Here is a 22660-nt window from a genome sequence, read left to right on the forward strand (position 1 = left end):
CCGGGGTCAGACCGCGTCGCCGGGCCCGACGCGGGGCTTCGGGGCGCGCATCTTGCGCACCTGCGACGCGCGTACGAACGTGTACCAGCCCAGCTTGAATCCACCGTCGGGTGTGTCGGGGAACCGCTCGCGCACGCGGTTGTTGATGCGACGGCCGAGCAGATACCCGTCGATGGCCATGAAGATCATCATGACGAAGAGCACCAACGTCACGACCGACTGGATCGCCGGGCTCAGGAACAGCGCCACCAGCAGGATCAGGGCCATCGGCATGAAGAGGCCGAGGAAGTTGCGCCGAGAATCGACCAGGTCGCGAGCGAAGGCACGCACCGGGCCCTTGTCGCGGGGGAGCAGGTACTTGTCCTCGCCCGCCATCATGCGGGCGCGCTGATCGGCCGACCGCGCGCGCCGCTCGGCGGCCGCCGCCTTCCGCTCCTCCTTGGTGCCCCGATTCGCCTTCCGACGTGCGCGGGCCTCCTTCGCCGTCAGCGGCGCCGGGGCCACCGGCCCGCGGCGACGCGCCTCGGCGTCACGCCGCTTCGGGGTGGGACGACCCTTCCCCTGCGGGGTGGCCTTGCCGGTCACCGTGCGCTCCGTGGACGAGTCGCCGAGTGCCGAGGACCCGTCGTCACCGGTAGCCTGGTCGGCGCGGGTGTCGGAATCGCCGGACTTTCCGAAGGGCAGTTTCACGGAGTCCAGGTTATTCGACGCGCGCCCCGCCGCGAACACCGCAGTGCGCGCACCCGCCTGGCAGGTGAGGACGCCGGTGAGGAATAGGGGAGACGGGAGTACCGTTGAGCCGTTCGCGGGAGTTACGAACGAAGAGGGAGACCCCATGACAGTGCAGAACGACGTGACCGCCGGTGCGGCCGCACCCGAGACCGAAACGCACGCTGTCGTCATGACGGAAGCAGCGTCGTCCAAGGCGAAGGCCTTGCTGGACCAGGAGGGCCGCGACGATCTGGCGCTGCGCATCGCCGTGCAGCCGGGTGGCTGCGCCGGCCTGCGGTACCAGCTCTTCTTCGACGATCGCTCGCTCGACGGCGACCTGACCCGCGACTTCGGCGGCGTCACCCTGGCCGTCGACCGGATGAGCGCGCCGTACGTCGAGGGTGCGTCCATCGACTTCGTCGACACCATCGAGAAGCAGGGCTTCACCATCGACAACCCCAACGCCACGGGTTCGTGCGCGTGCGGCGACTCGTTCAACTGACGCCCTGATCGACCCGAACACCCCCGGCCACGGCCGGGGGTGTTCTCGTATCCGGGGTTCGCACCCGCCGGGTTCGGGTCGAGCGGTTCGGGTCGCGCGGGGTTCGGCGTCGGTACTCCCGGGTAAGGTCGACGAGACCCGATTCCTGCGGAAAGGCCCTCGGACGTGACCATTGCGGTGTCCGGCTCCATTGCTACCGACCATCTGATGCGGTTTCCCGGTCGGTTCGCCGATCAGTTCCTCGCCGATCAGCTCGCCCACGTCTCGCTGAGCTTCCTGGTCGACGACCTGGTGATTCGCCGCGGCGGCGTCGGCGGGAACATCGCCTACGCAATGGGTGTCCTCGGGGGGTCACCCCTGCTGGTGGGATCGGTCGGGCCCGATTTCGACGACTACCGGTCGTGGCTCGAGACCAACGGAGTCGACTGCGGCGCGGTCGCCGTCTCCAGCACGGCGCACACCGCTCGGTTCGTGTGCACCACCGACGAGGACATGGCGCAGATCGCCTCGTTCTACCCCGGTGCGATGACGGAATCCGGGTCCATCTCGGTGCACGACGTCGCCCGCGACCGCACTCTGGATCTGGTGCTCGTCGGCGCCAACGATCCGGCCGCGATGGTGCGCCACACCGAGGAGTGCCGCGAGCTGGGCATCCCCTTCGCCGCCGATCCGTCCCAGCAGCTCGCCCGGCTGAACGGCGACGAGGCCGCGAAGCTCATCGACGGTGCGCAGTACCTGTTCACCAACGAGTACGAGTGGGGCCTGCTGCGGCAGAAGACCGGCCTCACCGAATCCGACATCCGCTCCAGGGTGGGTCTGCGGGTCACCACGCTCGGCAAGAACGGCGTCGAGATCGTCGGCGACGGCATCGACCTGCGCGTCGGCGTGGTGCCGGAGACCAGCAAGGTCGACCCCACCGGCGTCGGCGACGCCTTCCGGGCCGGTTTCCTGGTCGCCCGCTCGCACGGACTCGGTCTGGAACGCGCCGCGCAGCTCGGGTCCTACGTCGCCGTCCTCGTGCTCGAGACCACCGGCACGCAGGAGTGGTCACTCGTCCGTGACGACGCCGTCAAGCGCCTCACCGGTGCCTACGGCGACGACGCGGCGCGGGAGATCGCGGAGATCCTGCCGGCCTGATCCTCCCCGGTGCGCCGGGCCGCCCGATCCGACCGGCCTCCGGCCTGCCCGCCTACTACAGCCGGACGGGGTAAGTCGGCTCGGCGATGGCCGGCCTGATGCGCTTCTCGACGAAGATGCCGTGCCAGATCATGAACACCAGCACGGTCCACAGTCGTCGGCTGTGATCGCTGCGGCCGTCGCGGTGGTCCTCCAGCATCCGGGTGACGGCGGCCTTGTCCAGCAGGTGGTCGGTCTGCGAGTCGACGATCTGCTGCCGCGCCCAGTCGAACAGCTCCGGGCCCCGCAGCCAGTGTCGCAGTGGCACCGGGAACCCGAGCTTCGCGCGGTTCAGCACGTGCTCCGGAACGATGCCGTCGAGCGCCCGGCGCAGCGCGTACTTGGTGGTGGACTTGGTGATCTTCTGCTCCAGCGGCAACTGCTCCGCCACCGCGAACACTTCGGAGTCGAGGAACGGCACCCGCAGCTCGAGCGAGTTGGCCATGGTGATCTTGTCGGCCTTGACCAGGATGTCGCCGCGAAGCCAGGTGAACAGATCCAGGTGCTGCATGCGCGCCACCGGGTCCCAGCCGCGGGACTCGCGGTAGATCGGCGCGGTGACATCCTGGTGGTTCCACTCGGGGCGGAAGTCCCGCAGCACCGACCGCAGTTGCGCGTCGTTGAAGCTGCGCGCGTTGCCGTAGTAGCGATCCTCCAGGGTCATCGACCCGCGGTGGAGCAGGCTCTTGCCGCGCGTGCCCTCGGGGATGCGCTCGGACAGTCGACCCGCCGCCCGGCGTAGCCCGCCCGGCAGCTTGTCGAACGCACCGAGCGACAACGGCTCTCGGTAGATCGTGTACCCGCCGAACAGCTCGTCGGCGCCCTCGCCCGACAGCACCACCTTGACGTGCTTGCGCGCCTCCTTGGCGACGAAGTACAGCGGAACCAGCGCCGGGTCCGCCACCGGATCGTCGAGGTACCAGACGATCTCGGGGATGCTGGCCGCGAACTCCTCGGGCCCCACCACCTTGATCACGTGCTTCGCGCCGATGGCCGCCGCGGACTCCGCCGCGACGTCGACCTCCGAGTACCCCTCGCGCTCGAAACCGGTGGTGAAGGTGATCAGATCCGGGTTGTGCCGCATCGCCAACGCGGCGATGGCCGTCGAGTCGATGCCGCCGGACAGGAACGAGCCCACCGTGACGTCGGCACGCATGTGCTTGGCGACGGAGTCCTCGAGCGCGGCGGCGATCTCGCGGTAGCGGGCGTCCTCCGTGCCCGACGGCACGGGACGCACGGGGAAGGACGGCCGGAAGTAGCGCGTGACCACCGGATCGCTGCCCGGGGTCAGACGCGCCGTGCACCCCGACTCGAGACGACGAATGCTCGCGTGCAGGCTCTCCGGCTCCGGAACGTACTGCAGCACCGCGTAGTGCTGGAGGGCGCGGGGATCGAGGTGGTCCTCGACGCCGAGAGTCTCGAACAACTCGAGAATGCTCTTCTTCTCGCTCGCGAACGCGGTGCCGGACGGTCCGGTCGAGTAGAACAACGGCTTGATGCCGAACGGGTCGCGGGCGAGGAACAGCTCCCGCTTCTCGGTGTCCCACAGCGCGAAGGCGAACATGCCGCGCAGGCGACGGACGGCGTCGTCACCCCAGACATGGAACGCGGCGACGATCGCCTCGCCATCGCCCTCGGTGGCGAACGTCGCCCCGTGATCGCGCGCGAGGGTCTCGCGCAGTTCGAGGTAGTTGTAGATTTCGCCGTTGAACACCAGCGCGTACCGCGTCGGGTTCTCGGCGGGCCCCCAGCGCAACGGCTGGTGCGAATGCTCGATGTCGATGATCGAGAGGCGGTTGAAGCCCAGCGCCAGGTCGTCGTCGTGCCACGTCCCGGGCTCGTCGGGACCGCGGTGGCGCATGCAGTGCGACGCCTGGCCCACCGCATCGACCACATCCTTCGCGGATGCGTTCGACGTCAACAGTCCCAGCAGTCCACACACGGTGTCAGGCCTCGCTTCACGTTGGATGTACCCGGTCGACCGACCGACCGCGCACGAGTATGCCGCAGGACCCTCCCGCGGACCGAGACGACCGGCGCTCGATCCGGCGTCGCGAGACGAAAATCGCGGGGCCTCGGTGCCACCCGGCACGATCGGCGGGGCCCCTTTGGTCTACGCTGCGTAGTACACGGGGAATTCCTGCGTGGGGTGGCCGACACCCTGCGATTACGGGTCTCCCGCAGTCTCCGTCTGGCAAGCAGGAAGGCGTGATCGTGGCGCAGCGTGGTGAGGGCTCCGGCCGTCGTAGGACAAGACGTGTCGGACTGGTGGCGTCGCTCTCGTTGGCGGCCGTGATGCTGTCCGGTTGCGGCATCGACAACGCCGTTCTTCGCTTCGGGTGGCCCTCGGGCGTGACCCCGCAGGCGGATCGCATGCGTGAGCTGTGGACCTGGTCGGTCATCGCCGCCCTGATCATGGGTGTGATCGTCTGGGGCTTGACCTTCTGGACCGTGACCTTCCACCGGAAGAAGAAGGATTCGCCCGACTTCCCGCGGCAGACCGCCTACAACGTGCCGTTGGAGCTCTTCTACACCGCCGTGCCGTTCGTCATCATCGCGGTGCTCTTCTACTTCACCGTCGTGGTGCAGAACTACGTGCACGAGAAGCAGGACAACCCGGACGTCGTCGTCGACGTGACGGCCTTCCAGTGGAACTGGAAGTTCGGCTACCGCACCGTCGACCTCAAGGACGGGCGTCCGCTCTACGACGGCACCGACACCGAGCGCGAGGCCGCGGCCGAGGCCGCCGGCACGCCTGCGGAAGAGGGCGAAGGCCAGGTGCACGGCCGCGAGAAGTCCGACCAGTCGTACCTCAACTACAACGAGGTCGAGACCGTCGGCACCAGCAACGAGATCCCCGTGCTCGTGCTCCCCACCGGCAAGCGCATCGAGTTCGAGATCGCGTCCTCGGACGTCATCCACTCCTTCTGGGTCCCGGAGTTCCTGTTCAAGCGGGACGTGCTGCCGAACCCCAAGGAGAACCACTCCGACAACGTCTTCCAGATCAGCGAGATCGATCGTGAAGGTGCCTTCGTCGGACGCTGCGCCGAGATGTGCGGCTCGTACCACGCGATGATGAACTTCGAGGTGCGCGCGGTCAGCCCGGAGGCGTTCGAGAACTACATGGACGCACGTCGCGACGGTCAGACCAACGCGCAGGCCCTCGAGTCCATCGGTCAGGCCCCGCGCGCCACGTCCACCTCGCCGTTCAACACCGATCGCACCGTCAAGTCCGCGACCGTGGCCGAAGGGAACTGACCACCGATGAAGATCGAAGCCAAGCTCTTCGAGATCCTGACCCTCTTCTTCATCCTGGTCGGCATCCTCTACGGCGTGTTCACCGGTTTCTCGCGCACGGGCGTCGAGTGGGCCGGCCTCACCGCCATCGCTCTGTCGGCGGGCCTGACGCTGATCGTGGGCACGTACTTCCGGTTCGTGGCTCGCCGTCTCGACACGCGCCCGGAGGACTACGACGACGCGGAGATCGCCGACGGCGCCGGTGACCTCGGCTTCTTCAGCGCGGGCAGCTTCTGGCCCATCGTGCTGGCCGCGTCCGGTGCGTTCATGGCCCTGGCTTTCGCCTTCTACGAGCCCTGGATGCTCGCGGTCGGTGCCCTCGCCATCATCAGCGCCGCTGCCGGCCTGGTGTTCGAGTACCACGTCGGACCCGAGAAGCACTGACGCGCTGTCCCTGAACGCCCCCGAACCGACCGGTTCGGGGGCGTTCGGCGTCGGTGGGGTTCCTGCGCTCTCAGCCGGGTCAGTCGATCCGCAGGTGCTGGCGCGGGCCCCTGGGTGGGCGATCCGCGCGGGTTCCAGGCATCCGCTGGTGTTGCAGCTGGCGCGGATTGCTGGAAGTCGTGCGGATCGGCGGCCGGGCTAGCGGGGGCACCTGTGGGGGAGCGGCTCCGGCGACCCCGTGGCGGGCGATCCGCGCGGGTTGCAGGCATCCGCGGGTGTTGCAGCCGACGCGGATTGCGGGAAGAAACGCGGATCGGGCGGTCTGGGTTGGCGGAGGCCACTTGTTGCGCGATGGCTGCGGCGACCCCTGGCCGAACAGATCGGCGGTACGCCTGCAGTGTCCGCTGATTCGACTCGACCGCCCGATACCAGCTCACTTGTCGACCGGACTACATGCTCAGTTTCCGACCGGAGCCGACGGCAATGAGGCCGGGTGTCGGACGGTCCGCGTGGGTTTCAGGCATTCGCTGGTGTTGCAGCTGATGCGGATTGCTGGATGTCCTGCGGATCGATCGGTCTGATGCCGTTGTGGACTTCGTAGTGGCGGGGTCACTGTGGGGCGCGCGCGTGGTCGGTGTCGCCCTGGGCGGGCGATCCGCTTGGGTTCCAGCTGTCCGCTGGTGTCGCAGTCGACGTGAATTGCCGAAACTCGCGCGGATCGGTCGGTCTGGGGTAGCGCGGGCACCGTTCGGCTGAAGCGACCCCTGGCCGAATCGATTGCCGGTGCACCCGTGGTGTCCGCTGATTCGACTGATCGGCCCGATACATGTTCACTCCACAACCGGGGTACATGCTCAGTTTTCGACCGGAGCCGGCAGCAATGGCGGCCCGATGTCGGGCGATCCGCGCGGATTGCATGTATCCGCTGGTGTTACAGCTGACGCGGATTGCTGAAGGTCACGCGGATCGGCGGCCGGGGACCCTGTATTGGCTCCTGGGGTAGCGGGGTCACCGGTGGGGCAGCGGCTTTGGCGACCCCGTGCCGGGAATTCGCGCGAGTTCCAGGCATCCGCTGGTGCTGCAGCCGACGCGGATTGCTGGAAGTCGCGCGGATCCTGAGGCGCTGCGCACCGGGGGCTGCGCAGCGCAGCAGGATAGGAGGTGGGGGAGGGGAGGGGTCCCCCGAAACGTCGACAGGCGCCACCCCGTGTGGGGTGACGCCTGTCGGCTGGACCGGGATCAGTGTCCGTTGGACTCCGGACCATGGCCGTTGCCGTTGGACGAGCCGTTGGTGTCAGGAGCGTGCCCGTTGCCGTTGGACGAGCCGTTGCCGTGGGAGTGCCCGTTGCCCTGCGCCAGGACCTTCGCCTGGTAGGTGCGGAGCATGGTGAGTTGGTCGTGCTCACCCTTGTGAGCGAGCTCCTCGTGCAGGCGGTGCTCCTCGTCCGAGTCCGGGGTGAACCAGCTGCCGGAGCCGGGCTTGCCGGCCGTTCCGAGCTTGTTCATCTTCTTCGGGATGGCAGCACCCTGGTACTCGAGCGGGATCGGGTGTCCGTGCTCGTCGACCGGTCCCAGCGGCTGATGGATCTCGACGTACTGGCCGTGCGGCAGACGCTTGATCACACCGGTCTCGATGCCGTGCTCGAGCACCTGACGGTCACTCCGCTGCAAGCCGATGCAGAAGCGGTAGGTGATCAGGTACACGATGGGCGGCAGCACCAGCAGGCCGATGCGGCCGATCCACGTCATCGCGTTCAGCGAGATGGAGAACTTGTACGCGATGAGGTCGTTGACGCAGGAGAGCGTCAGGACGACGTAGAACGCGATCGCCATGGCGCCGGCCGCGGTACGCACCGGCACGTCGCGCGGACGCTGCAGCAGGTTGTGGTGCGCGTCGTCCTTGGTGAACCGCTTCTCGATCCACGGGTACGCGATCATGATCGCGAAGACCGCACCCATGATCACGGCCACCCAGAACACGGCGGGGATCATGTAGTTGCCGATGTACAGCTCCCACGCAGGCCACAGTCGAGCGAGGCCGTCCGTCCACATCATGTAGAAGTCGGGCTGCGATCCGGCGGAGACCTGGGCCGGGTTGTACGGACCGAGGTTCCACACCGGGTTGATCTGCAGAACACCACCCATGACGGCGAGGACGCCGAAGGTCATGGCGAAGAACGCACCGGACTTCACGGCGAAGACGGGCAGGATGCGCACGCCGACGACGTTGGTCTCGGTCCGGCCGGGGCCGGGGAACTGCGTGTGCTTCTGGTACCAGACCAGCGCCAGGTGAGCGGCGATGAGGGCAAGGATGATGGCCGGCAACAGCAGCACGTGGGCGACGTAGAGGCGCGGGATGATGATCGTGCCCGGGAAGTCCCCGTCGAAGATCAGCCAGTGCATCCAGGTACCGATCACCGGGATCGAGATGGTGATGCCGGAGAACGCGGCGCGCAGGCCCGTGCCGGACAGCAGATCGTCGGGGAGCGAGTAGCCGAAGAAGCCCTCGAACATCGCCAGGATGAGCAGCAGCGAGCCGATGACCCAGTTGGCCTCACGCGGACGACGGAACGCACCGGTGAAGAAGATGCGCATCATGTGCACGATGATCGACGCCGCGAAGAGCAGCGCGGCCCAGTGGTGGATCTGGCGGATGAACAGACCGCCGCGCACCTCGAACGACAGGTCCAGGGTGGTGGCGTAGGCCTTGGTCATCTCGACGCCGCGCAGGGGAGCGTAGGCGCCCTCGTAGATCGTCTCCGACATGGAGGGGTCGTAGAAGAGGGTGAGGTACACGCCCGACAGCAACAGGATGATGAAGCTGTACAGCGCGATCTCACCGAGCAGGAACGACCAGTGCGTCGGGAAGACCTTGTTGATCTGACGACGGAGGCCGGACGACAGGTGGTAGCGGGAGTCGACTCCCTCCGCCTGCTTCGCGGCCAACGTGGCGATGGATGGACTCATCGTGCACCTTCCGATGACGAGGCCGCAGATGCGCTCTCCGGCTCGTGTACTCCGGCCGGACGTTCCCAGTAAGCGGGGCCGAGCGGCTCGATGAAATCACCCGCGGCCACGAGGTAGCCCTCGTCGTTGACCGTCAGGGGAAGCTGCGGAAGAGCGCGGGCGGCCGGTCCGAAGATCGGCTTTCCGTACTCCAACGCGTCGAATTGCGACTGGTGGCACGGGCAGAGGATGCGGTTGGTCTGCTGCTCGTACAACGAGGTGGGGCACCCGAGGTGGGTGCAGATCTTCGAGTAGGCGAAGTAGTCGCCGTAGTTGAAGCTCTCCTGTCCGACCCGCTTGACGGCGCGATCGGCGTCCTCCGTGCGGAGACGGATCAACATGACGGCGTTACGGATGCCCTTGAGAGCGTGCGAGAGCTCTTCCTCGTTGCCGCGCTCGGACTCGCGGAACGGGAACACCGTCTCCATGGCGCCGGCGTCGAGATCCTCGGGGCGAACCAGGACGACGTCGTCGACGCGACCCGTGTAGCGACGGAGGTAGATGGTCTCGCCGGGGTAGTTCGGAGTCCAGCCCGACACCCACAGCGGGGAGTCGTCGCCCTCGGCCCACGGGTTCTTGATGAGCCCGCCGAGGGGGAGGACCGACATGATGCCGAGCGCGCCGCCACCGAAGACCAGGCTGCGCTTGATCATCTTGCGGCGACCGAGGGTGGAGGTCTCGAACGAGTCGGACAGCTCGGCCACCACGGTCTTCTTGTCCACCTCGGACGAGCCACCGTCGTGGCGGTCCTGGATGGAGACCTCTTCGGGGATGAACTTCTTGGTGAACTGCACCGCTCCGACACCCACGAAGATGATCGCGAGACCCATCGTGAGGCCGATCAGCGGTGTGTACAGGCTGTAGAGGCCGTAGTTGTCCTCGCCCATTCCCGCGTACTGCCAGGGCCAGAACAGGTAGATCGCGACGAAGGAGATCGCCGACAGGCCGGCCAGGAAGAACCACAGGGCGACGTTGCGCTCGGCGCGCTTCTCGGCCTTGGTGCCGGGCACGGGCCACCGGTGGCGACGGAACGCCACGTCGACGTGGTCGAGATTGGTGCCGAGAGCGACCAACTCGTCGCGGCTCATGGCCGACAGTTCCTCGTCGGTGTACTTCCGGTCGGGGTCGAAAGCCCTCGCGTCCGTTCCGTCGGTTCCGGCGGTTCCGTCGCCGTCCTTGCGACCCTCGTCGCTCATGACCTCACTCCGATCCACAATGCTGCTGCGACGACTGCACCGATGCCGGCGACCCAGATGGCGATCATCTCGGTACCGGGACCGAAGCCGCCGAGTCCGTACCCGCCGGGAGGCTGGGTCTCGGACGACGACTTGACGTAGGCGATGATGTCCGCCTTCTCCTCCGGCGTGAGCTGCCGGTCGGAGAACTTGGGCATGTTCTGGGGGCCGGTCACCATGGCCTGGTAGATCTGCTGCTCGTTGGCCGGATCCAGGATCGGCGCGTACTTGCCGGACGAGAGCGCGCCGCCGCGACCGGTGAAGTTGTGGCAGGACGCGCAGTTGAGCCGGAACAGCTCGCTGCCGCGGGCCTCGTCGCCGCCGCGCAGCGATTCCTGGGCGATGGATCCGTCCGCGTTGCGGACGACGGTCGGTCCGCCGCCGTTGGCCTGGATGTAGGCACCGAGAGCGTCGACCTGCTCCTCGTTGTACTTCGGGGGCTTCCGCTCGGCCTGGGCCTCGTTGCGGGCCATCGGCATGCGGCCCGACGACACCTGGAAGTAGACGGCGGCTTCGCCGACGCCGATGAGCGACGGTCCGCGGTCCTGCACACCCTGCAGGTTCACGCCGTGGCACGTCACGCAGGACGTGTCGTAGATCTGCTGGCCCTTGCGGACCATGGCGGCGGTGTCCTCCTGCGCGGTCGCGACCTGTGCGCTGGGGGTCAGGGCAGCGGCCAGGAAGCCGGCACCCACGAGACCCATGAACAGCGCCATGGCACCGCTGACCCGACGACGGGTGCGTCGCCGACGACGCGCCTTGACCGCCGCGGCGGTGTCGGCGGCACCGTCGGTCCCGGTGACGTCGTCACCGGAGGTGGAGGGGGGTGAGGAGCTCATCTGTATCCCTTGTCGTGTCGGGACGGCTTGTCGGACGAGACCGATGAGGCTGTCATCGGAAGATTCGATGCGCGGTCGGCTAGCGGATGAAGTAGATCGTGGCGAACAGAGCAATCCAGACGATGTCGACGAAGTGCCAGTAGTACGACACGACGATGGCCGCGGTGGCCTGTGCGGGCGTGAACTTGGAGACGAGCGTGCGCGCGATCAGGAAGACGAAAGCGATCAGACCGCCGATGACGTGCAGGCCGTGGAAGCCGGTGGTGATGTAGAAGACCGAGCCGTAGACGCTGCTCGAGATCGACGTGCCCTCGTGCACCAGGTGGTAGTACTCGTAGCCCTGTCCGAGGACGAAGAACGCGCCCATAGCGAGGGTGATCGCATACCACCGGCGAAGGCCGAAGACGTCGCCGCGCTCCGCCGCGAACACGCCGAGCTGGCAGGTGAACGACGAGGCGATCAGCACGGCCGTCACGGGCACGGCGAGCGCGAGGTTGAGTTCGGTGGGCTCCGGCGGCCACTGGCCCTCCGGCGCCTGCGCGCGCGCGACGAAGTACATCGCGAAGAGACCGGCGAAGAACATCAGCTCGCTGGACAGCCACACGATGGTGCCCACGCTGACCATGTTCGGCCGGTTCAGCGAGTGGACACGCTGGGTGATGGCTGTTCCCGAAGTACCTACTGCGCTCGTCACGTTCGCAAGTATGACTCGTCGTAGTACGGATGGCATAGCCGGGTGTGCGGACGGCGGGTCGGTCGTCGTTCGCGCGCGCGTACCAAACGGACGCGAGACTGCCGGTCTCGAGCCCCGGTACTGGACTTTCAGTCCAGTAGGCGGTGTCGGCCCCGGTGGACGGGGGTGCGAAAAGTTTTTCGGCGGACGTGACGAACGAGACGGCCGACTCTCGATCGGTGGTCGAGAGTCGACGGGATTCGGCACCGCGGGAGGCGCCGTCTGGCAACCTCGGGTGATGACCGAGAAGCGATCCGGCCGGTGGTGGCGGCGTCTGTTCGGCGGTGGTGAGCCGGCGCCGTTGGACCCCACCCGTGCGGACCTGGTGGTCGTCGCGTCGTGCTTCGACGACGTCGAGGCGTGCTCGGTGACGCTCGACCGCGCCGCGTCCACACCGCCGGCCTGGCGTTCCGAGGAGCAGGCGGTCCTGCGGCACCATCTGCTGCTCCCGGGCGAGCACGTCGCGGATGCCGTCGCCGTGGCCGGGCAGGACGACTACGCCGAGGCGACGTCCGGCCCGCTCGCCGACACCCCGCCGGTCGCCCCCGGACCGGGCGAGGACCTGACCGTCCTGGTCCTGCAGCGCGTGCAGGTCCTCGACGCGCTGCACTGCTCGCAGGAACGGTCCCGGATGGCGGGGTTGGCGCAGCGTCGAGGCGGTCGGGTGCTCGGTTGGGACGCTCTCCAACCCGACCCGGCCGCGGCCGTGTCCTCGTGATCGGCGGACCAGGGATCCGGCGTTCGAGGTGGATCGACGCCCATTAGGCTCGCGCCCATGAACGCGCCGCACGTGCCGAGGACCTGGCCGGCCGTCCTGGGGGAACTGGCCTCGGGACACGACCTGACGGCGGACGACATGGTCTGGGCGATGGACGAGATCATGTCCGACAACGCCACCTCGGCGCAGATCGCGGCGTTCGGCGTGGCGCTGAAGATCAAGGGCCCGACTGCCGCGGAACTGGGTGGCCTCGCGTCGTCGATGTTGGTCCACGCGCGCCGCGTCCCGATCGATGACGACGTGGTCGACATCGTGGGCACGGGCGGCGACCGCTCGAACACGGTGAACATCTCGACGATGGCGTCCGTGGTGGTCGCCGCGGCCGGTGTTCGCGTGGTCAAGCACGGCAACCGGGCGGCGTCGTCGAAGAGCGGCGGAGCCGACGTGCTCGAGGCGCTGGGCGTGCGCATCGACCAGGGGCCGGAGCGCGTCGCCGACAGCGTGCGCGCGCTGGGTATCGGGTTCTGTTTCGCGCCGGTGTTCCACCCCGCGCTGCGTTACACCTCGGCGGCCCGCAAGGAGATCGGCATCCCGACGGTGTTCAACGTGCTCGGGCCGCTGACCAACCCGGCAGCCCCGCGCGCCGGACTGGTGGGTTGTGCGTTTCCCGATCTGATGGACACCGTCGCGGGGGTGTTCGCGACGCGCGGGAACTCGGTGCTGGTGGTGCGCGGGGACGACGGGCTCGACGAGATCACCACGTCGACCACGACGACGGTGCGCATCGTGGGAGGCGGCGAGATCCGGACCGAGATCCTGGATCCGCGGGATCTCGGGGTGACGCGGGTGTCGCTGGAGGAGCTGCGAGGCGGCGACGCCGACACCAACGCGGCGGTGGCCCGACGGGTGTTCGCCGGCGAGAGCGGCCCGGTACGTGACGCCGTGGTACTGAACGCGGCGGGCGCCATCGCGGCTCATCGCGGCGTCGAGGGCCCGCTGGTGGACGCCCTCGCGGAGGCGACGACCGCCGCGAGAGAGGCACTGGACTCCGGGGCGGCGGCGGCGCTGCTGGAGCGCTGGGCCGCCTTCACCGCGTCCTGAGAGGCGCGACCGATCCGGACCTACTCGCCGATCGAGAACCCGGCGTCGACGTCGGCGCTGGAGTACGACTTGAAGGCGATGTGCGTGTCGGTGCGCACGACACCGGCGATGCGGTTGATGCGTTCGGTGACGACGTCGGCGATCTCGTCGTGCGACCGAACCCTGACCACGGCGATCAGATCGACGTCGCCGGCGCAGGAGTAGACCTCCGTGACTCCCGCGACGTCCGCCACCGCGCGGGCGGTCTCCGGGATGGTGTGGACCTCGGAATGGATCAGAACGATGGCGGTGATCATGGCGCCAGCCTAGTTCGCCTGCGTACTCGCGTACGGCCGTCTCCGCGCTCACGCCCACGCCATCGTCCGTTCCCGCTCGCGGCGTCCCACGTCCCGCACGGTGGCGACCCAGGGGGCCCACCGACCGGCTCCGCCGACGGGCTCGGACCACCGGTCGGTGACGTCGACGATGCGGACGCCGCCCGAGTCCAGCCACCGGGCGAGGAGTGCCACTTCCTCGGGGGTGGTGCCGCGCAGGGGAGTGTCGTCGGGAATCACGGTCTCCGCCCCGGCGATCAGGGCCTCCACCACCGGCATCGGGGCCACGCCACGTCGTGACACGCCCGCTGCGGCGAGCCGGCCGTGCCGGACCACCACGAACTCCCATCCGCCGTCCTCGGCGCGCCGTGCTGCCACGAGTTGCCCGACGGCGGCGAGCGCGCCGAGGCGCTGCACCGTCCGCAGGGCCGTCAGCAACGCTGCCGTGCGATCGCGCAGGCGGGCGGCGGTCTCGAAGAGAAGGTCCTCGGACAGGGCGTCGATGCGGGCGACGGCCTCCTCGACCACCGCGACGTCCGCGCCGTCGGCGAAGCGGCGGAACGCGTCGGCGAGGGGTGCGTACTCGGCGGCGGTGGCGGGTTCCCCGGCCGCGGTGCACCCGCCGACCGCCTCCGGTTCGCAGTGATGGACGTCGGCGGCGCGGATGCGACGGGTACACGAGCGGAGGCGGAGGTGCTCGGCGATCAGTCCGGCGCTCTCGACGGCGGTGGTGCGCTGGGCGAACGGGCCGATCGCCCCGGCGGCGGGGGTACGCACCACCGACAGCCGCGGGAACGACTCGCGGGTGAGCGCGACCCACCATCCCTTGCGCGGGTACTTCGACCGCCGGTTGTAGGGCGGCGTGTGGGCGCTGATGAGACGCAACTCGTGCACCCCCGCTTCCACGGCGTGGCTGCACTCGACGTGGTCCACCCGCGTGGCCAGCGCGATCATCTCCTTCATCCGCCCCCGCGTCTCGGAGCCGGTGAAGTAGGTCCGCACCCGACGATGGAGGTTCTTCGACGTGCCGACGTACAGCACCTCGTCCGACGGGCCCCGGAACAGGTACACCCCCGGTGCGTGCGGGAGTCCTGCGGCGAGCGTCCGCTTGGCGCGGTGCGCCGCGGTGACCGTGGGGAGATAGTCGACGAGTTCGGCGTAGCTGTGCACCCCCTGGTTGCCCACCCGTTCGATGAGGCCGTGCAGGACGTCGACGGTGGCGCGAGCGTCGTCCAGCGCCCGGTGCGTGGGCCGGGTGGACGAGGTGAACAGGGTGGCCAGCGAGGACAGCTTGACCGACGGGGCCTCGTCACGGGTGAGGACCCGCCGGGCCAGCTGCACCGTGCAGAGCACCTGGAACCGTGGCCAGGCGAGATCCATGCGCACGGCGGCAGCGCGCAGGAAGCCGGTGTCGAACCGCGCGTTGTGGGCGACCAGCACGCAGCCGCGCGAGAACTCCAGGAACGCCGGGAGGACCCGCTCGATGCGCGGGGCGTCGACGAGCATCGCCGAGGTGATTCCGGTGAGCTGCACGATGGCGGGCGGGATGCTGCGGCCGGGATCGACGAGGGTGGCCATCTCGCCCAACACGCGACCGCCCCGGATCTTCACGGCGCCGATCTCGGTGATGGCGTCCTCGCCGGGACGACCCCCGGTGGTCTCGAGGTCGACCACGACGAACGTGGTGTCCCGCAGCGGCGTGTCCAGCTCGTCGAACGCGAGCTGGCCGTCGGCGGCGACCGCGCCGTCCGGTCTCGTTCTTCCCACGCCGCGCACCGTAGAACGGGCCACCGACAACGACCCTCGCGCCGCGATCGTGTCGGTGGGCGGGGTTAGCGTCCGCCTCGTCGGTCACGGAGCCGTTGTGACACCACCCGGACGGCCCACCATCACGATGAGACGGAGATCACATGATTGTCGATTGCGGCGACTGCTCGGTGCGCGGAGACGCGTGCTCGGACTGCGTGGTGTCGGTGCTCCTGGGGGTGCCCGCGGTGCCATCGGTGCCGGACGTCGCGCCCGTCGGGGGGCTCGCCCACGCTCGCCGATTGCGGCTCGAGCAGGACGAACAGGAGGCGATGCGGGTGCTCGCCGACGGGGGCCTGATCCCTCGTCTGCGTTTGGTCCGCGGGGGTGGAACCGGGACGACGGGCAGGGCCGCAGGTGGGTCGGGGCACGGGTCCGAGCACGTCGCCGGGTAGGCGCCGACCGTGATCGAATTGCGACACGTCACGAGCCGACTCGACATCGCGGAGACGGTTTCGTAATCTTTCCGAGACATTGCGGAGTCGAGCAGATCCACCCGCGGACTGCGTCGCAATGTCACCGCTCAATCGGACGCCTCTTCCGGGCGTCCGAGCCGGGAACCCACCGTTACACCGGGGTGAATCCCGACGCGACGCGACAGCGTCACGCCGGGTAGGGCTGATCTTCCCAGCCCGAACCCGTCAGCTAACTCGGTCGGCGGATGACAGGAAGAAACGGAGTACCTCTTTCTCGTGGCGAAACACCGCAAGCCCAGCACTGCCACGCGGCCCGTCCGCAACGTGCTCGTCGCCGGCGCCCTCACGGCCGGCGCCATCGCAGTCCCCGCTGCCCCCGCCTTCGCAGCGCCCGTCGAGATCCCCGGCATCGGCACCGTCGAGGTTCCGGACCAGATCCTGAGCCAGCTGCCCCCGCTGCCGCAGGCTCCCGCGCTGCCCCAGATTCCCTCTCCCGTCGCGCCGGCTCCCATCCTGAGCGCCGGAGCCCAGGCCGCACAGGCCGCGGAGAGCAAGGTCGGTGCTCCCTACGTGTGGGGTGCTGCCGGCCCCAACGCCTTCGACTGCTCCGGCCTCGTGAAGTGGGCCTACCAGCAGGCCGGTATCGAGCTGCCCCGTACCAGCTACGACCAGGCCGCCGCCGGAACCCCCGTGTCCCAGAACGCGCTGCAGCCGGGCGACGTCATCTCCTTCTACGGCGGCTCGCACTCGGGCATCTACGTGGGCAACGGCAACGTCGTCCACGCGTCGACCGAGAGCCAGCCCGTCAAGGTCGTGCCGCTGTCGTCGATGCCGTACGACGGCGCCCGTCGCTACGCCTGATCGCTCGACCCACGAGACGATCGACGAAAACCGAGCCGACCACCGGTTCGGTTTTCGTCGTTTCTCACGACGTCGAGCCCGATTCCTGCCAGGTTTCCGGAAGCCGGGACGGGAACTCCGCGGCGTCGTAACCTGCTCGTGATCGACCCGGGCGCCCCCGGCGTCCCGTCGATCGACACCCCTCGGCAGCCGGATGTCCGGCACTCGACGAAGGAGTAGCTCCGCCCGTGTCGTCTCCGGCCCCGTTCCGTCGCACCGTCGGTGGTCTCGCAGTCGCCGTGGCCATGGCCGCCGCCGTGGCCGTGGCTCCGGCCGCGTCCGATCTCACCGCTGCCCCGGCCGCGGCAGACCCCGTACCCGGTACGTCGGCCTCCGAGGCCATGGCCCGACTGGCGGACCTGTCCCACCAGTCGGAGCTGACCACCGAGGCGATGCACAACGCGCAGATCGAGCTCGACGCGAAGACCGCCGCCCAGCGCGAGGCCGAGGACCGGCTGGCGGCCGACCGCGCCGCCGCCGACGCCGCCCGCGCGAGGCTCGACACCCTGCGCCCGGACGTCGACAAGATCGCCCGCGCGAATTACCAGGGCGCACGCACCAACCGCCTGTTCGCGGTGATGATCAGTGATTCTCCGCAACAACTTCTCGACCAGATGGCGGCCCTCGACGTCATTTCCAAGGACACGGCCGCCGTGGTCGACGGGTTCCGCGCGACCTCCGACGCCGCGGCCGCCGCCGCGCAGGCCTCGGCCCGGTCCGCCGAGGACGCCCGCGCCGCCACCGAGCAGGCCAAGGCGGTCAGCGACGATCTGCAGAGCAAGCAGAGCACGTTGCAGACGGAGATCGCGGATGTCGTCGCCGCGTTCGGAGCCCTCTCGGCCGACGAGAAGGCCCAGCTCGCCGGGTCGGCGTTCCCGCCCGGGTTCGACCCCTCGGTCATCCTGAACTCCTTGACGCCCGGATCGCAGGCGGGGGCGCTGCAGGCGGCACTCACGCAGATCGGCAAGCCCTACGTGTGGGGCGCCACCGGGCCGGACGGATACGACTGCTCCGGGCTTGTCGTCTGGGCGTACAAGCAGGTCGGCAAGACGCTGCCGCGGTCCAGTCAGGCGCAGGCGGCCGGCGGAACCCCGGTGAGCAAGGAGGACCTGCAGCCGGGCGACCTGGTGCTCTTCTATCCGGGCGCCACGCACGTCGGGCTCTACGCCGGTAACGGAAACGTGTTGCACGCCAGCACCTTCGGCGTCCCCGTGCGGGTCGAGTCGATGGCGTCCTGGCCGTTCTACGGCGCCCGCCGATACTGACCGCGACGCGCGCTCTCGCCGCGCTGCTGATCCTGATGCTGCTCGGCGCGTGCGCCGAGCCCGCCGTCGAACCCGATCGCCCCGCGGCCGCGCCGAGCGCGGACGAGCGACGACGCACCGCGGTCGGCGACCTCCTCGATCGATGGGCCGCCGCGGTCCGATCGGGTGACGACGACGCCGTCCGCGCGGTCCTCGACCCCGCCGCCGATCCGGCGTTCGCCGAGCGGGAGGTTGCCCGCGCCGACGTGCTGGCTACGGTGCCGCTGTCCGACTTCGGATACGAGATTCTCGACGAACCGGAGACTCCGGTGCCGCCCGACCTGGCGGACGCGGTGGACGCGACCGAGGTCTGGGCCCCGCGGGTGGCTCTGCGCTACGCCTACGCCGACGCCGACACCGCGCCCACGCGCCGCGACGTGTCGCTGGTCGTCGCTCGCCGCGGCGACGAGTGGCGGATCGTGTCGGATGCGGATCTGCCGCAGTACGGCCGTACGACGTGGCGAGGGCCCTGGGACTTCGGCCCGGTGGAGACGGTGCGGGTGCCGACCGGGTCGACCACCTCGATGGTCGTCGGTCACCCGGAGCAGCGGGCGTTCCTCGACGCGCTGGCGGCGGACCTTCCCGCCGCGGTCGCCGCCGTGACCGACTTCTCGGGCGAGGGCTGGAGCCGCCGCGCCGTGGTGACGGTTGCCGGGTCGGACGCCGAGTTCATCTCGCTGGCCAACGGATCGACGACGCCCGCCGTGGCGGCGTCGACCATCGCTGACCCGGTGCGCGGTGGTCTGGTGACCGGTCAGCGGGTGGTGTTCGGCGCGTCCGCGCCGGAGCGGCTGACCGACTCGACCCGCCGCACGGTGCTCCAGCACGAACTGACGCACGTGGCGCTGCGCACGATCACCGGGGAGGGTGCTCCGCTGTGGGTGCTCGAGGGGGTCGCGGACTACTCCGGGTACCGGGGTTCCGGGCTGGAGTTCGCGCAGATCGCCCCGACGCTGACCGCGGTGGTGCGGGTCGGCGGGCCGCCGACGGTGCTGCCGGAGGACGACGATTTCGGGGCCGGGGGATCGCGCGGGTCCATTGCGTACGAGTCGGCGTGGTCGGTCGCGTCGTTCGTCGCGGATCGGTTCGGCGAAGCCCGGCTGCTCGCGCTCTACCGCGCGCTCGCCGGCGGTCCCACGGACCCGACGCGCCTCGACGCCGCCCTGTCGGCGACGCTGGGTCTGCCGACGGAGAGGTTCCTGATGGAGTGGGGCAACTGGGTCGCAGGGAGAGTGGCGGGGTCCGCCTGACGGTCTACGGTTGGTCGGTGCGCCGAACCCTGCTGGTCACCAACGACTTCCCGCCTCGCCGCGGGGGGATCCAGTCCTACCTGCACACGTTCGCGCGGCTCCTGCCCCCGGAGAGCCTGGTCGTCTACGCGCCGCGGTGGCGTGGGGACACGCACGTGCGGTTCGACGCGGAGCAGCCGTTCGAGGTGGTGCGGCACCCGACGACGCTGATGCTGCCCACGCCGCTCGTCGCGCGTCGAGCGGCTCGGTTGGTGCGGGAGCGGGGGTGCGAGACGGTGTGGTTCGGCGCCGCGGCGCCGTTGGCGGTGCTGGGTCCGCATCTGCGCCGGGCGGGCGCGTCGCGCGTGGTGGCGTCGACGCACGGGCACGAGGTGGGGTGGTCGATGCTGCCCGCGGCGCGCCAGACGCTGCGGCGCATCGGGTCGACCACGGACGTCGTCACCTACGTCAGTCGCTACACCCGGGGACGGTTCGCGTCGGCCTTCGGATCGGATGCGGCGCTCGAGCACGTGCCGCCCGGCGTGGATTCGACGGTGTTCCGCCCCGACGACGCCGCTCGTGCGGAGCTCCGCGCCCGCTACGGGCTGGGGGACCGCCCGACCGTCCTCTGCCTGTCACGGCTGGTGCCGCGCAAGGGTCAGGACGTTCTGATTCGAGCGCTGGCCGGCATCCGTGAGCAGATCGACGGCGCGGTGCTGGTCATCGTCGGCGGCGGACCGTACGGCGATGCGCTCCGACGGCTGGCGACGGCGTGCGGGGTGGCCGAGCACGTGGTGTTCACCGGGTCGGTTCCCGCGGACGAACTGGCCGCCCACCACACGATCGCCGACGTGTTCGCGATGCCGTGCCGCACCCGCGGTGCCGGACTCGACGTCGAGGGCCTCGGGATCGTGTTCCTGGAGGCCTCGGCGACCGGGGTTCCCGTGGTCGCCGGTCGCTCGGGCGGCGCGCCGGAGACGGTGATCGAGGGCGTGACGGGGCGGACGGTGGACGGCACGGATGTCGAGGACGTCACTCGGTCCGTCGTCGAGGTACTGCGTGATCGCGACGCCGCGGCGGCGATGGGCGCCGCGGGCCGCGATTTCGTCACCACCGAGTGGCGGTGGGACGACCTCGCGGCCCGGTTGGCTCACTTGCTGTAGAGCGCCTCGATGTCGCTCGCGTAGGACTCGGCGACGACGTTCCGCTTGAGCTTCATCGTGGGGGTGAGCTCGCCGCCCTCCTCGGTGAAGTCGACCGCGAGCACGCGGTACTTCTTGATGGCCTCGGCGTGCGAGACGGTCTTGTTGGCCTCGGCGACGGCCGCGTCGATCTCGGCGACGAGGTCCGGGTCCGTGGTCAGATCGGCGACCGTCGCCGACTCGTCCTTGCCGTTGCGCTGTTTCCACCCGGGGAATGCCTCCGGGTCGACGGTGATGAGCGCGCCGATGAACGGACGCTGGTCGCCGACGACCATCGCCTGGCCGATCAGCGGGCTCGCCCGCAGCGAGTCCTCGAGACCGGCGGGGGCGACGTTCTTGCCGCCCGCGGTCACGATGATCTCCTTCTTGCGGCCGGTGATGGCGATGTACCCGTCGTCGTCGACGGTGCCCAGATCGCCGGTGTGGAACCAGCCGTCGGTCAGCGCCTCGGCCGTCGCGTCGTCGTTCTTCCAGTAGCCGCCGAAGACGACGCCGCCGGACAGCAGGATCTCGCCGTCGTCGGCGATGCGCACGGCGTTGCCGGGCAGCGGCTTGCCGACGGTGCCGATCCGTTGGTTGCCCGGTGTGTTCACGGCCGCGGCGGCGGTGGTCTCGGTCAGGCCGTAACCCTCGTAGATGGTGATGCCGAGGCCGCGGTAGAAGTGTGCGAGACGCTCTCCGAGCGGCGCACCGCCGGAGATGGCCAGCTCGCACTGCCCGCCGAGCGCCGCCCGCAACTTGCCGTAGACGAGCCGGTCGAACAGCGCGTGCTTGGCGCGCAACACCAGTGAGGGACCGGACTTCTCGAGAGCCCGGCTGTACGCGACGGCGGTGTCGGCGGCCGCGTCGAAGATCTTGCCCTTGCCGTCGCCGTGCGCCTTCTGACGGGCCGTGTTGTAGACCTTCTCGAACACGCGGGGCACCGAGAGGATGAAGTGCGGACGGAACGCCCCGAAGCTCTCGACGAGTCGGGGGATGTCGGCGGTGTGGCCGAGCGTCGCGCCCCGGTCGAACGCCGCGATGGACACCGCTCGGGCGAGCACGTGCGCCATGGGCAGGAACATGAGCGTGGTGCGCCCCTCGGTCAACATCTCGCCGAGTGCGCTGGCCGCGATGCCGCGGCTCTCCGCGAGGAGGTTCGCGTGGCTCAGGACGCAGCCCTTGGGCCGACCGGTGGTGCCCGAGGTGTAGACCAGCGTCGCCGGGTCCGACGACTTCAGGGCCGCCACGCGGGCGGCCACCGCGTCGTCGCCGAGGTCGGCGCCCGCCTCGGTGAGAACCTCCACGGCGCCCTGTTTCTCCGGCGAGACCTCGATCTGGAACGTGTGCTCCACGTGCGGGAGGTCGGGCAGGACCTCGGCGAGGATGTTCGAGTGCGCCACCGTCTCGACGATCGCGACCCGGGCGCCGGAGTTCTCGAGGATCCAGCGCACCTGACCGGCCGATGACGTCTCGTAGACCGGCACGGTGACCGCGCCCGCCGCCCAGATCGCGTAGTCCAGCAACGGCCACTCGAATCGCGTGGCGGACATGAGGGCGACGCGGTCGCCCTGCTCGACGCCCGACGCGATCAAACCCTTGGCGACGGCGCGCACCTGCGCGGCGAAGTCGGCCGCCGTGACGTCGGTCCACGACCGTCCCTGACGGCGATAGACGACGGCGTTCGGGCGCGACCGTTCGTGCGCGAACACGGAGTCGACGGCGGAGTCGTCGTCGTCGACGGAGAACGATGCGGGGACGCGGAATTCACGCACGGACGGCTCCGGTGGTCGGGGGTGTGATCGGGG

The 22660-nt window shown here is 69.5% G+C and carries 20 protein-coding genes and 1 riboswitch; of the genes, 11 read left to right on the forward strand and 9 right to left on the reverse strand.

The genetic code is table 11. The features are described from left to right. Nucleotides 1-6: 6 nt before the first annotated feature. Complete coding sequence (locus A3Q40_RS05695; protein ID WP_068105346.1) at nucleotides 7-684, reverse strand: DUF3043 domain-containing protein; 678 nt, start codon at nucleotides 682-684, stop codon at nucleotides 7-9. Between the two features lie 151 nt (nucleotides 685-835). On the opposite strand from A3Q40_RS05695, the gene A3Q40_RS05700 reads away from it, so the two are divergent. Further along, the gene (locus tag A3Q40_RS05700; RefSeq protein WP_068100370.1) at nucleotides 836-1213 is read left to right on the forward strand and encodes a HesB/IscA family protein; all 378 of its coding nucleotides are present in this window, start codon (nucleotides 836-838) and stop codon (nucleotides 1211-1213) included. 165 nt (nucleotides 1214-1378) lie between these two features. Next, nucleotides 1379-2350 carry a carbohydrate kinase family protein gene (locus A3Q40_RS05705; RefSeq protein ID WP_068100372.1) on the forward strand — a complete coding sequence of 324 codons (972 nt, stop codon included), beginning with the start codon at nucleotides 1379-1381 and terminating at the stop codon, nucleotides 2348-2350. 55 nt (nucleotides 2351-2405) lie between these two features. Here A3Q40_RS05705 and asnB read toward each other — a convergent pair whose 3' ends face one another. Next, on the reverse strand, nucleotides 2406-4331 hold the full coding sequence (gene asnB / locus A3Q40_RS05710; RefSeq protein WP_068100374.1) for an asparagine synthase (glutamine-hydrolyzing): 1926 nt from the start codon (nucleotides 4329-4331) through the stop codon (nucleotides 2406-2408). A 266-nt stretch (nucleotides 4332-4597) separates the two neighbouring features. On the opposite strand from asnB, the gene ctaC reads away from it, so the two are divergent. After that, nucleotides 4598-5647 carry an aa3-type cytochrome oxidase subunit II gene (gene ctaC, locus A3Q40_RS05715; protein ID WP_235606463.1) on the forward strand — a complete coding sequence of 350 codons (1050 nt, stop codon included), beginning with the start codon at nucleotides 4598-4600 and terminating at the stop codon, nucleotides 5645-5647. Nucleotides 5648-5653: 6 nt separating this feature from the next. Further along, the gene (locus tag A3Q40_RS05720) at nucleotides 5654-6070 is read left to right on the forward strand and encodes a cytochrome c oxidase subunit 4 (protein ID WP_068100376.1); all 417 of its coding nucleotides are present in this window, start codon (nucleotides 5654-5656) and stop codon (nucleotides 6068-6070) included. A gap of 1239 nt (nucleotides 6071-7309) precedes the next feature. Here A3Q40_RS05720 and qcrB read toward each other — a convergent pair. From qcrB to ctaE, 4 genes are all read right to left on the reverse strand, one after another. After that, on the reverse strand, nucleotides 7310-9037 hold the full coding sequence (gene qcrB, locus A3Q40_RS05725) for a cytochrome bc1 complex cytochrome b subunit (protein WP_068100378.1): 1728 nt from the start codon (nucleotides 9035-9037) through the stop codon (nucleotides 7310-7312). Continuing rightward, nucleotides 9034-10272 carry a cytochrome bc1 complex Rieske iron-sulfur subunit gene (qcrA, locus tag A3Q40_RS05730; RefSeq protein ID WP_082833774.1) on the reverse strand — a complete coding sequence of 413 codons (1239 nt, stop codon included), beginning with the start codon at nucleotides 10270-10272 and terminating at the stop codon, nucleotides 9034-9036. Before qcrA ends, qcrB begins: the two co-directional genes overlap by 4 nt. Then, entirely contained in the window at nucleotides 10269-11150 is an 882-nt protein-coding gene (qcrC, locus tag A3Q40_RS05735; protein WP_068100381.1) for a cytochrome bc1 complex diheme cytochrome c subunit, read from the reverse strand. Before qcrC ends, qcrA begins: the two co-directional genes overlap by 4 nt. Nucleotides 11151-11229: 79 nt before the next feature. Beyond that, nucleotides 11230-11844, reverse strand: a complete 615-nt coding sequence (ctaE, locus tag A3Q40_RS05740) for an aa3-type cytochrome oxidase subunit III (protein WP_068100383.1) — start codon at nucleotides 11842-11844, stop codon at nucleotides 11230-11232. Nucleotides 11845-12121: 277 nt separating this feature from the next. On the opposite strand from ctaE, the gene A3Q40_RS05745 reads away from it, so the two are divergent. Both A3Q40_RS05745 and trpD read left to right on the forward strand, forming a co-directional pair. Further along, nucleotides 12122-12601: a hypothetical protein gene (locus A3Q40_RS05745; protein ID WP_068100386.1), complete on the forward strand. Its 480-nt coding sequence runs from the start codon at nucleotides 12122-12124 to the stop codon at nucleotides 12599-12601. Nucleotides 12602-12658: 57 nt separating this feature from the next. Beyond that, nucleotides 12659-13702, forward strand: a complete 1044-nt coding sequence (gene trpD / locus A3Q40_RS05750) for an anthranilate phosphoribosyltransferase (RefSeq protein WP_068100389.1) — start codon at nucleotides 12659-12661, stop codon at nucleotides 13700-13702. A gap of 20 nt (nucleotides 13703-13722) precedes the next feature. Here the strand turns inward: trpD and A3Q40_RS05755 are convergent, their stop codons facing one another. Continuing rightward, on the reverse strand, nucleotides 13723-13998 hold the full coding sequence (locus tag A3Q40_RS05755) for an Lrp/AsnC family transcriptional regulator (RefSeq protein WP_068100391.1): 276 nt from the start codon (nucleotides 13996-13998) through the stop codon (nucleotides 13723-13725). Between the two features lie 48 nt (nucleotides 13999-14046). Next, the gene (locus A3Q40_RS05760) at nucleotides 14047-15783 is read right to left on the reverse strand and encodes a DEDD exonuclease domain-containing protein (protein WP_068105352.1); all 1737 of its coding nucleotides are present in this window, start codon (nucleotides 15781-15783) and stop codon (nucleotides 14047-14049) included. 143 nt (nucleotides 15784-15926) lie between these two features. Between A3Q40_RS05760 and A3Q40_RS05765 the strand changes: the two genes are divergently transcribed. The 5 genes from A3Q40_RS05765 to A3Q40_RS05785 all read left to right on the forward strand — a co-directional run bounded on the left by A3Q40_RS05765 (nucleotide 15927) and on the right by A3Q40_RS05785 (nucleotide 20834). Then, nucleotides 15927-16217 (forward strand): hypothetical protein, encoded by a 291-nt coding sequence (locus A3Q40_RS05765; RefSeq protein WP_069972905.1) that lies wholly within the window; start codon nucleotides 15927-15929, stop codon nucleotides 16215-16217. A 115-nt stretch (nucleotides 16218-16332) separates the two neighbouring features. Continuing rightward, nucleotides 16333-16497: riboswitch (cyclic di-AMP (ydaO/yuaA leader) on the forward strand. 17 nt (nucleotides 16498-16514) lie between these two features. Then, nucleotides 16515-17099, forward strand: a complete 585-nt coding sequence (locus tag A3Q40_RS05770; RefSeq protein ID WP_068100393.1) for a C40 family peptidase — start codon at nucleotides 16515-16517, stop codon at nucleotides 17097-17099. A gap of 284 nt (nucleotides 17100-17383) precedes the next feature. Then, the gene (locus tag A3Q40_RS05775; protein WP_068105354.1) at nucleotides 17384-18403 is read left to right on the forward strand and encodes a C40 family peptidase; all 1020 of its coding nucleotides are present in this window, start codon (nucleotides 17384-17386) and stop codon (nucleotides 18401-18403) included. Between the two features lie 35 nt (nucleotides 18404-18438). Beyond that, nucleotides 18439-19692, forward strand: a complete 1254-nt coding sequence (locus A3Q40_RS05780; RefSeq protein ID WP_068100394.1) for a peptidase MA family metallohydrolase — start codon at nucleotides 18439-18441, stop codon at nucleotides 19690-19692. A gap of 17 nt (nucleotides 19693-19709) precedes the next feature. Beyond that, the gene (locus A3Q40_RS05785; protein ID WP_068105357.1) at nucleotides 19710-20834 is read left to right on the forward strand and encodes a glycosyltransferase family 4 protein; all 1125 of its coding nucleotides are present in this window, start codon (nucleotides 19710-19712) and stop codon (nucleotides 20832-20834) included. Here the strand turns inward: A3Q40_RS05785 and A3Q40_RS05790 are convergent. Further along, nucleotides 20822-22627 (reverse strand): AMP-dependent synthetase/ligase, encoded by a 1806-nt coding sequence (locus A3Q40_RS05790; protein ID WP_068100396.1) that lies wholly within the window; start codon nucleotides 22625-22627, stop codon nucleotides 20822-20824. The two genes, A3Q40_RS05785 and A3Q40_RS05790, sit on opposite strands and share 13 nt — an antisense overlap. Between the last annotated feature and the right edge of the window lie 33 nt (nucleotides 22628-22660).

The sequence above is a fragment of the Rhodococcus sp. PBTS 1 genome (genome assembly GCF_001620025.1).
In the GTDB taxonomy this organism is placed as follows: Bacteria; Actinomycetota; Actinomycetes; order Mycobacteriales; family Mycobacteriaceae; genus Rhodococcoides; species Rhodococcoides kroppenstedtii.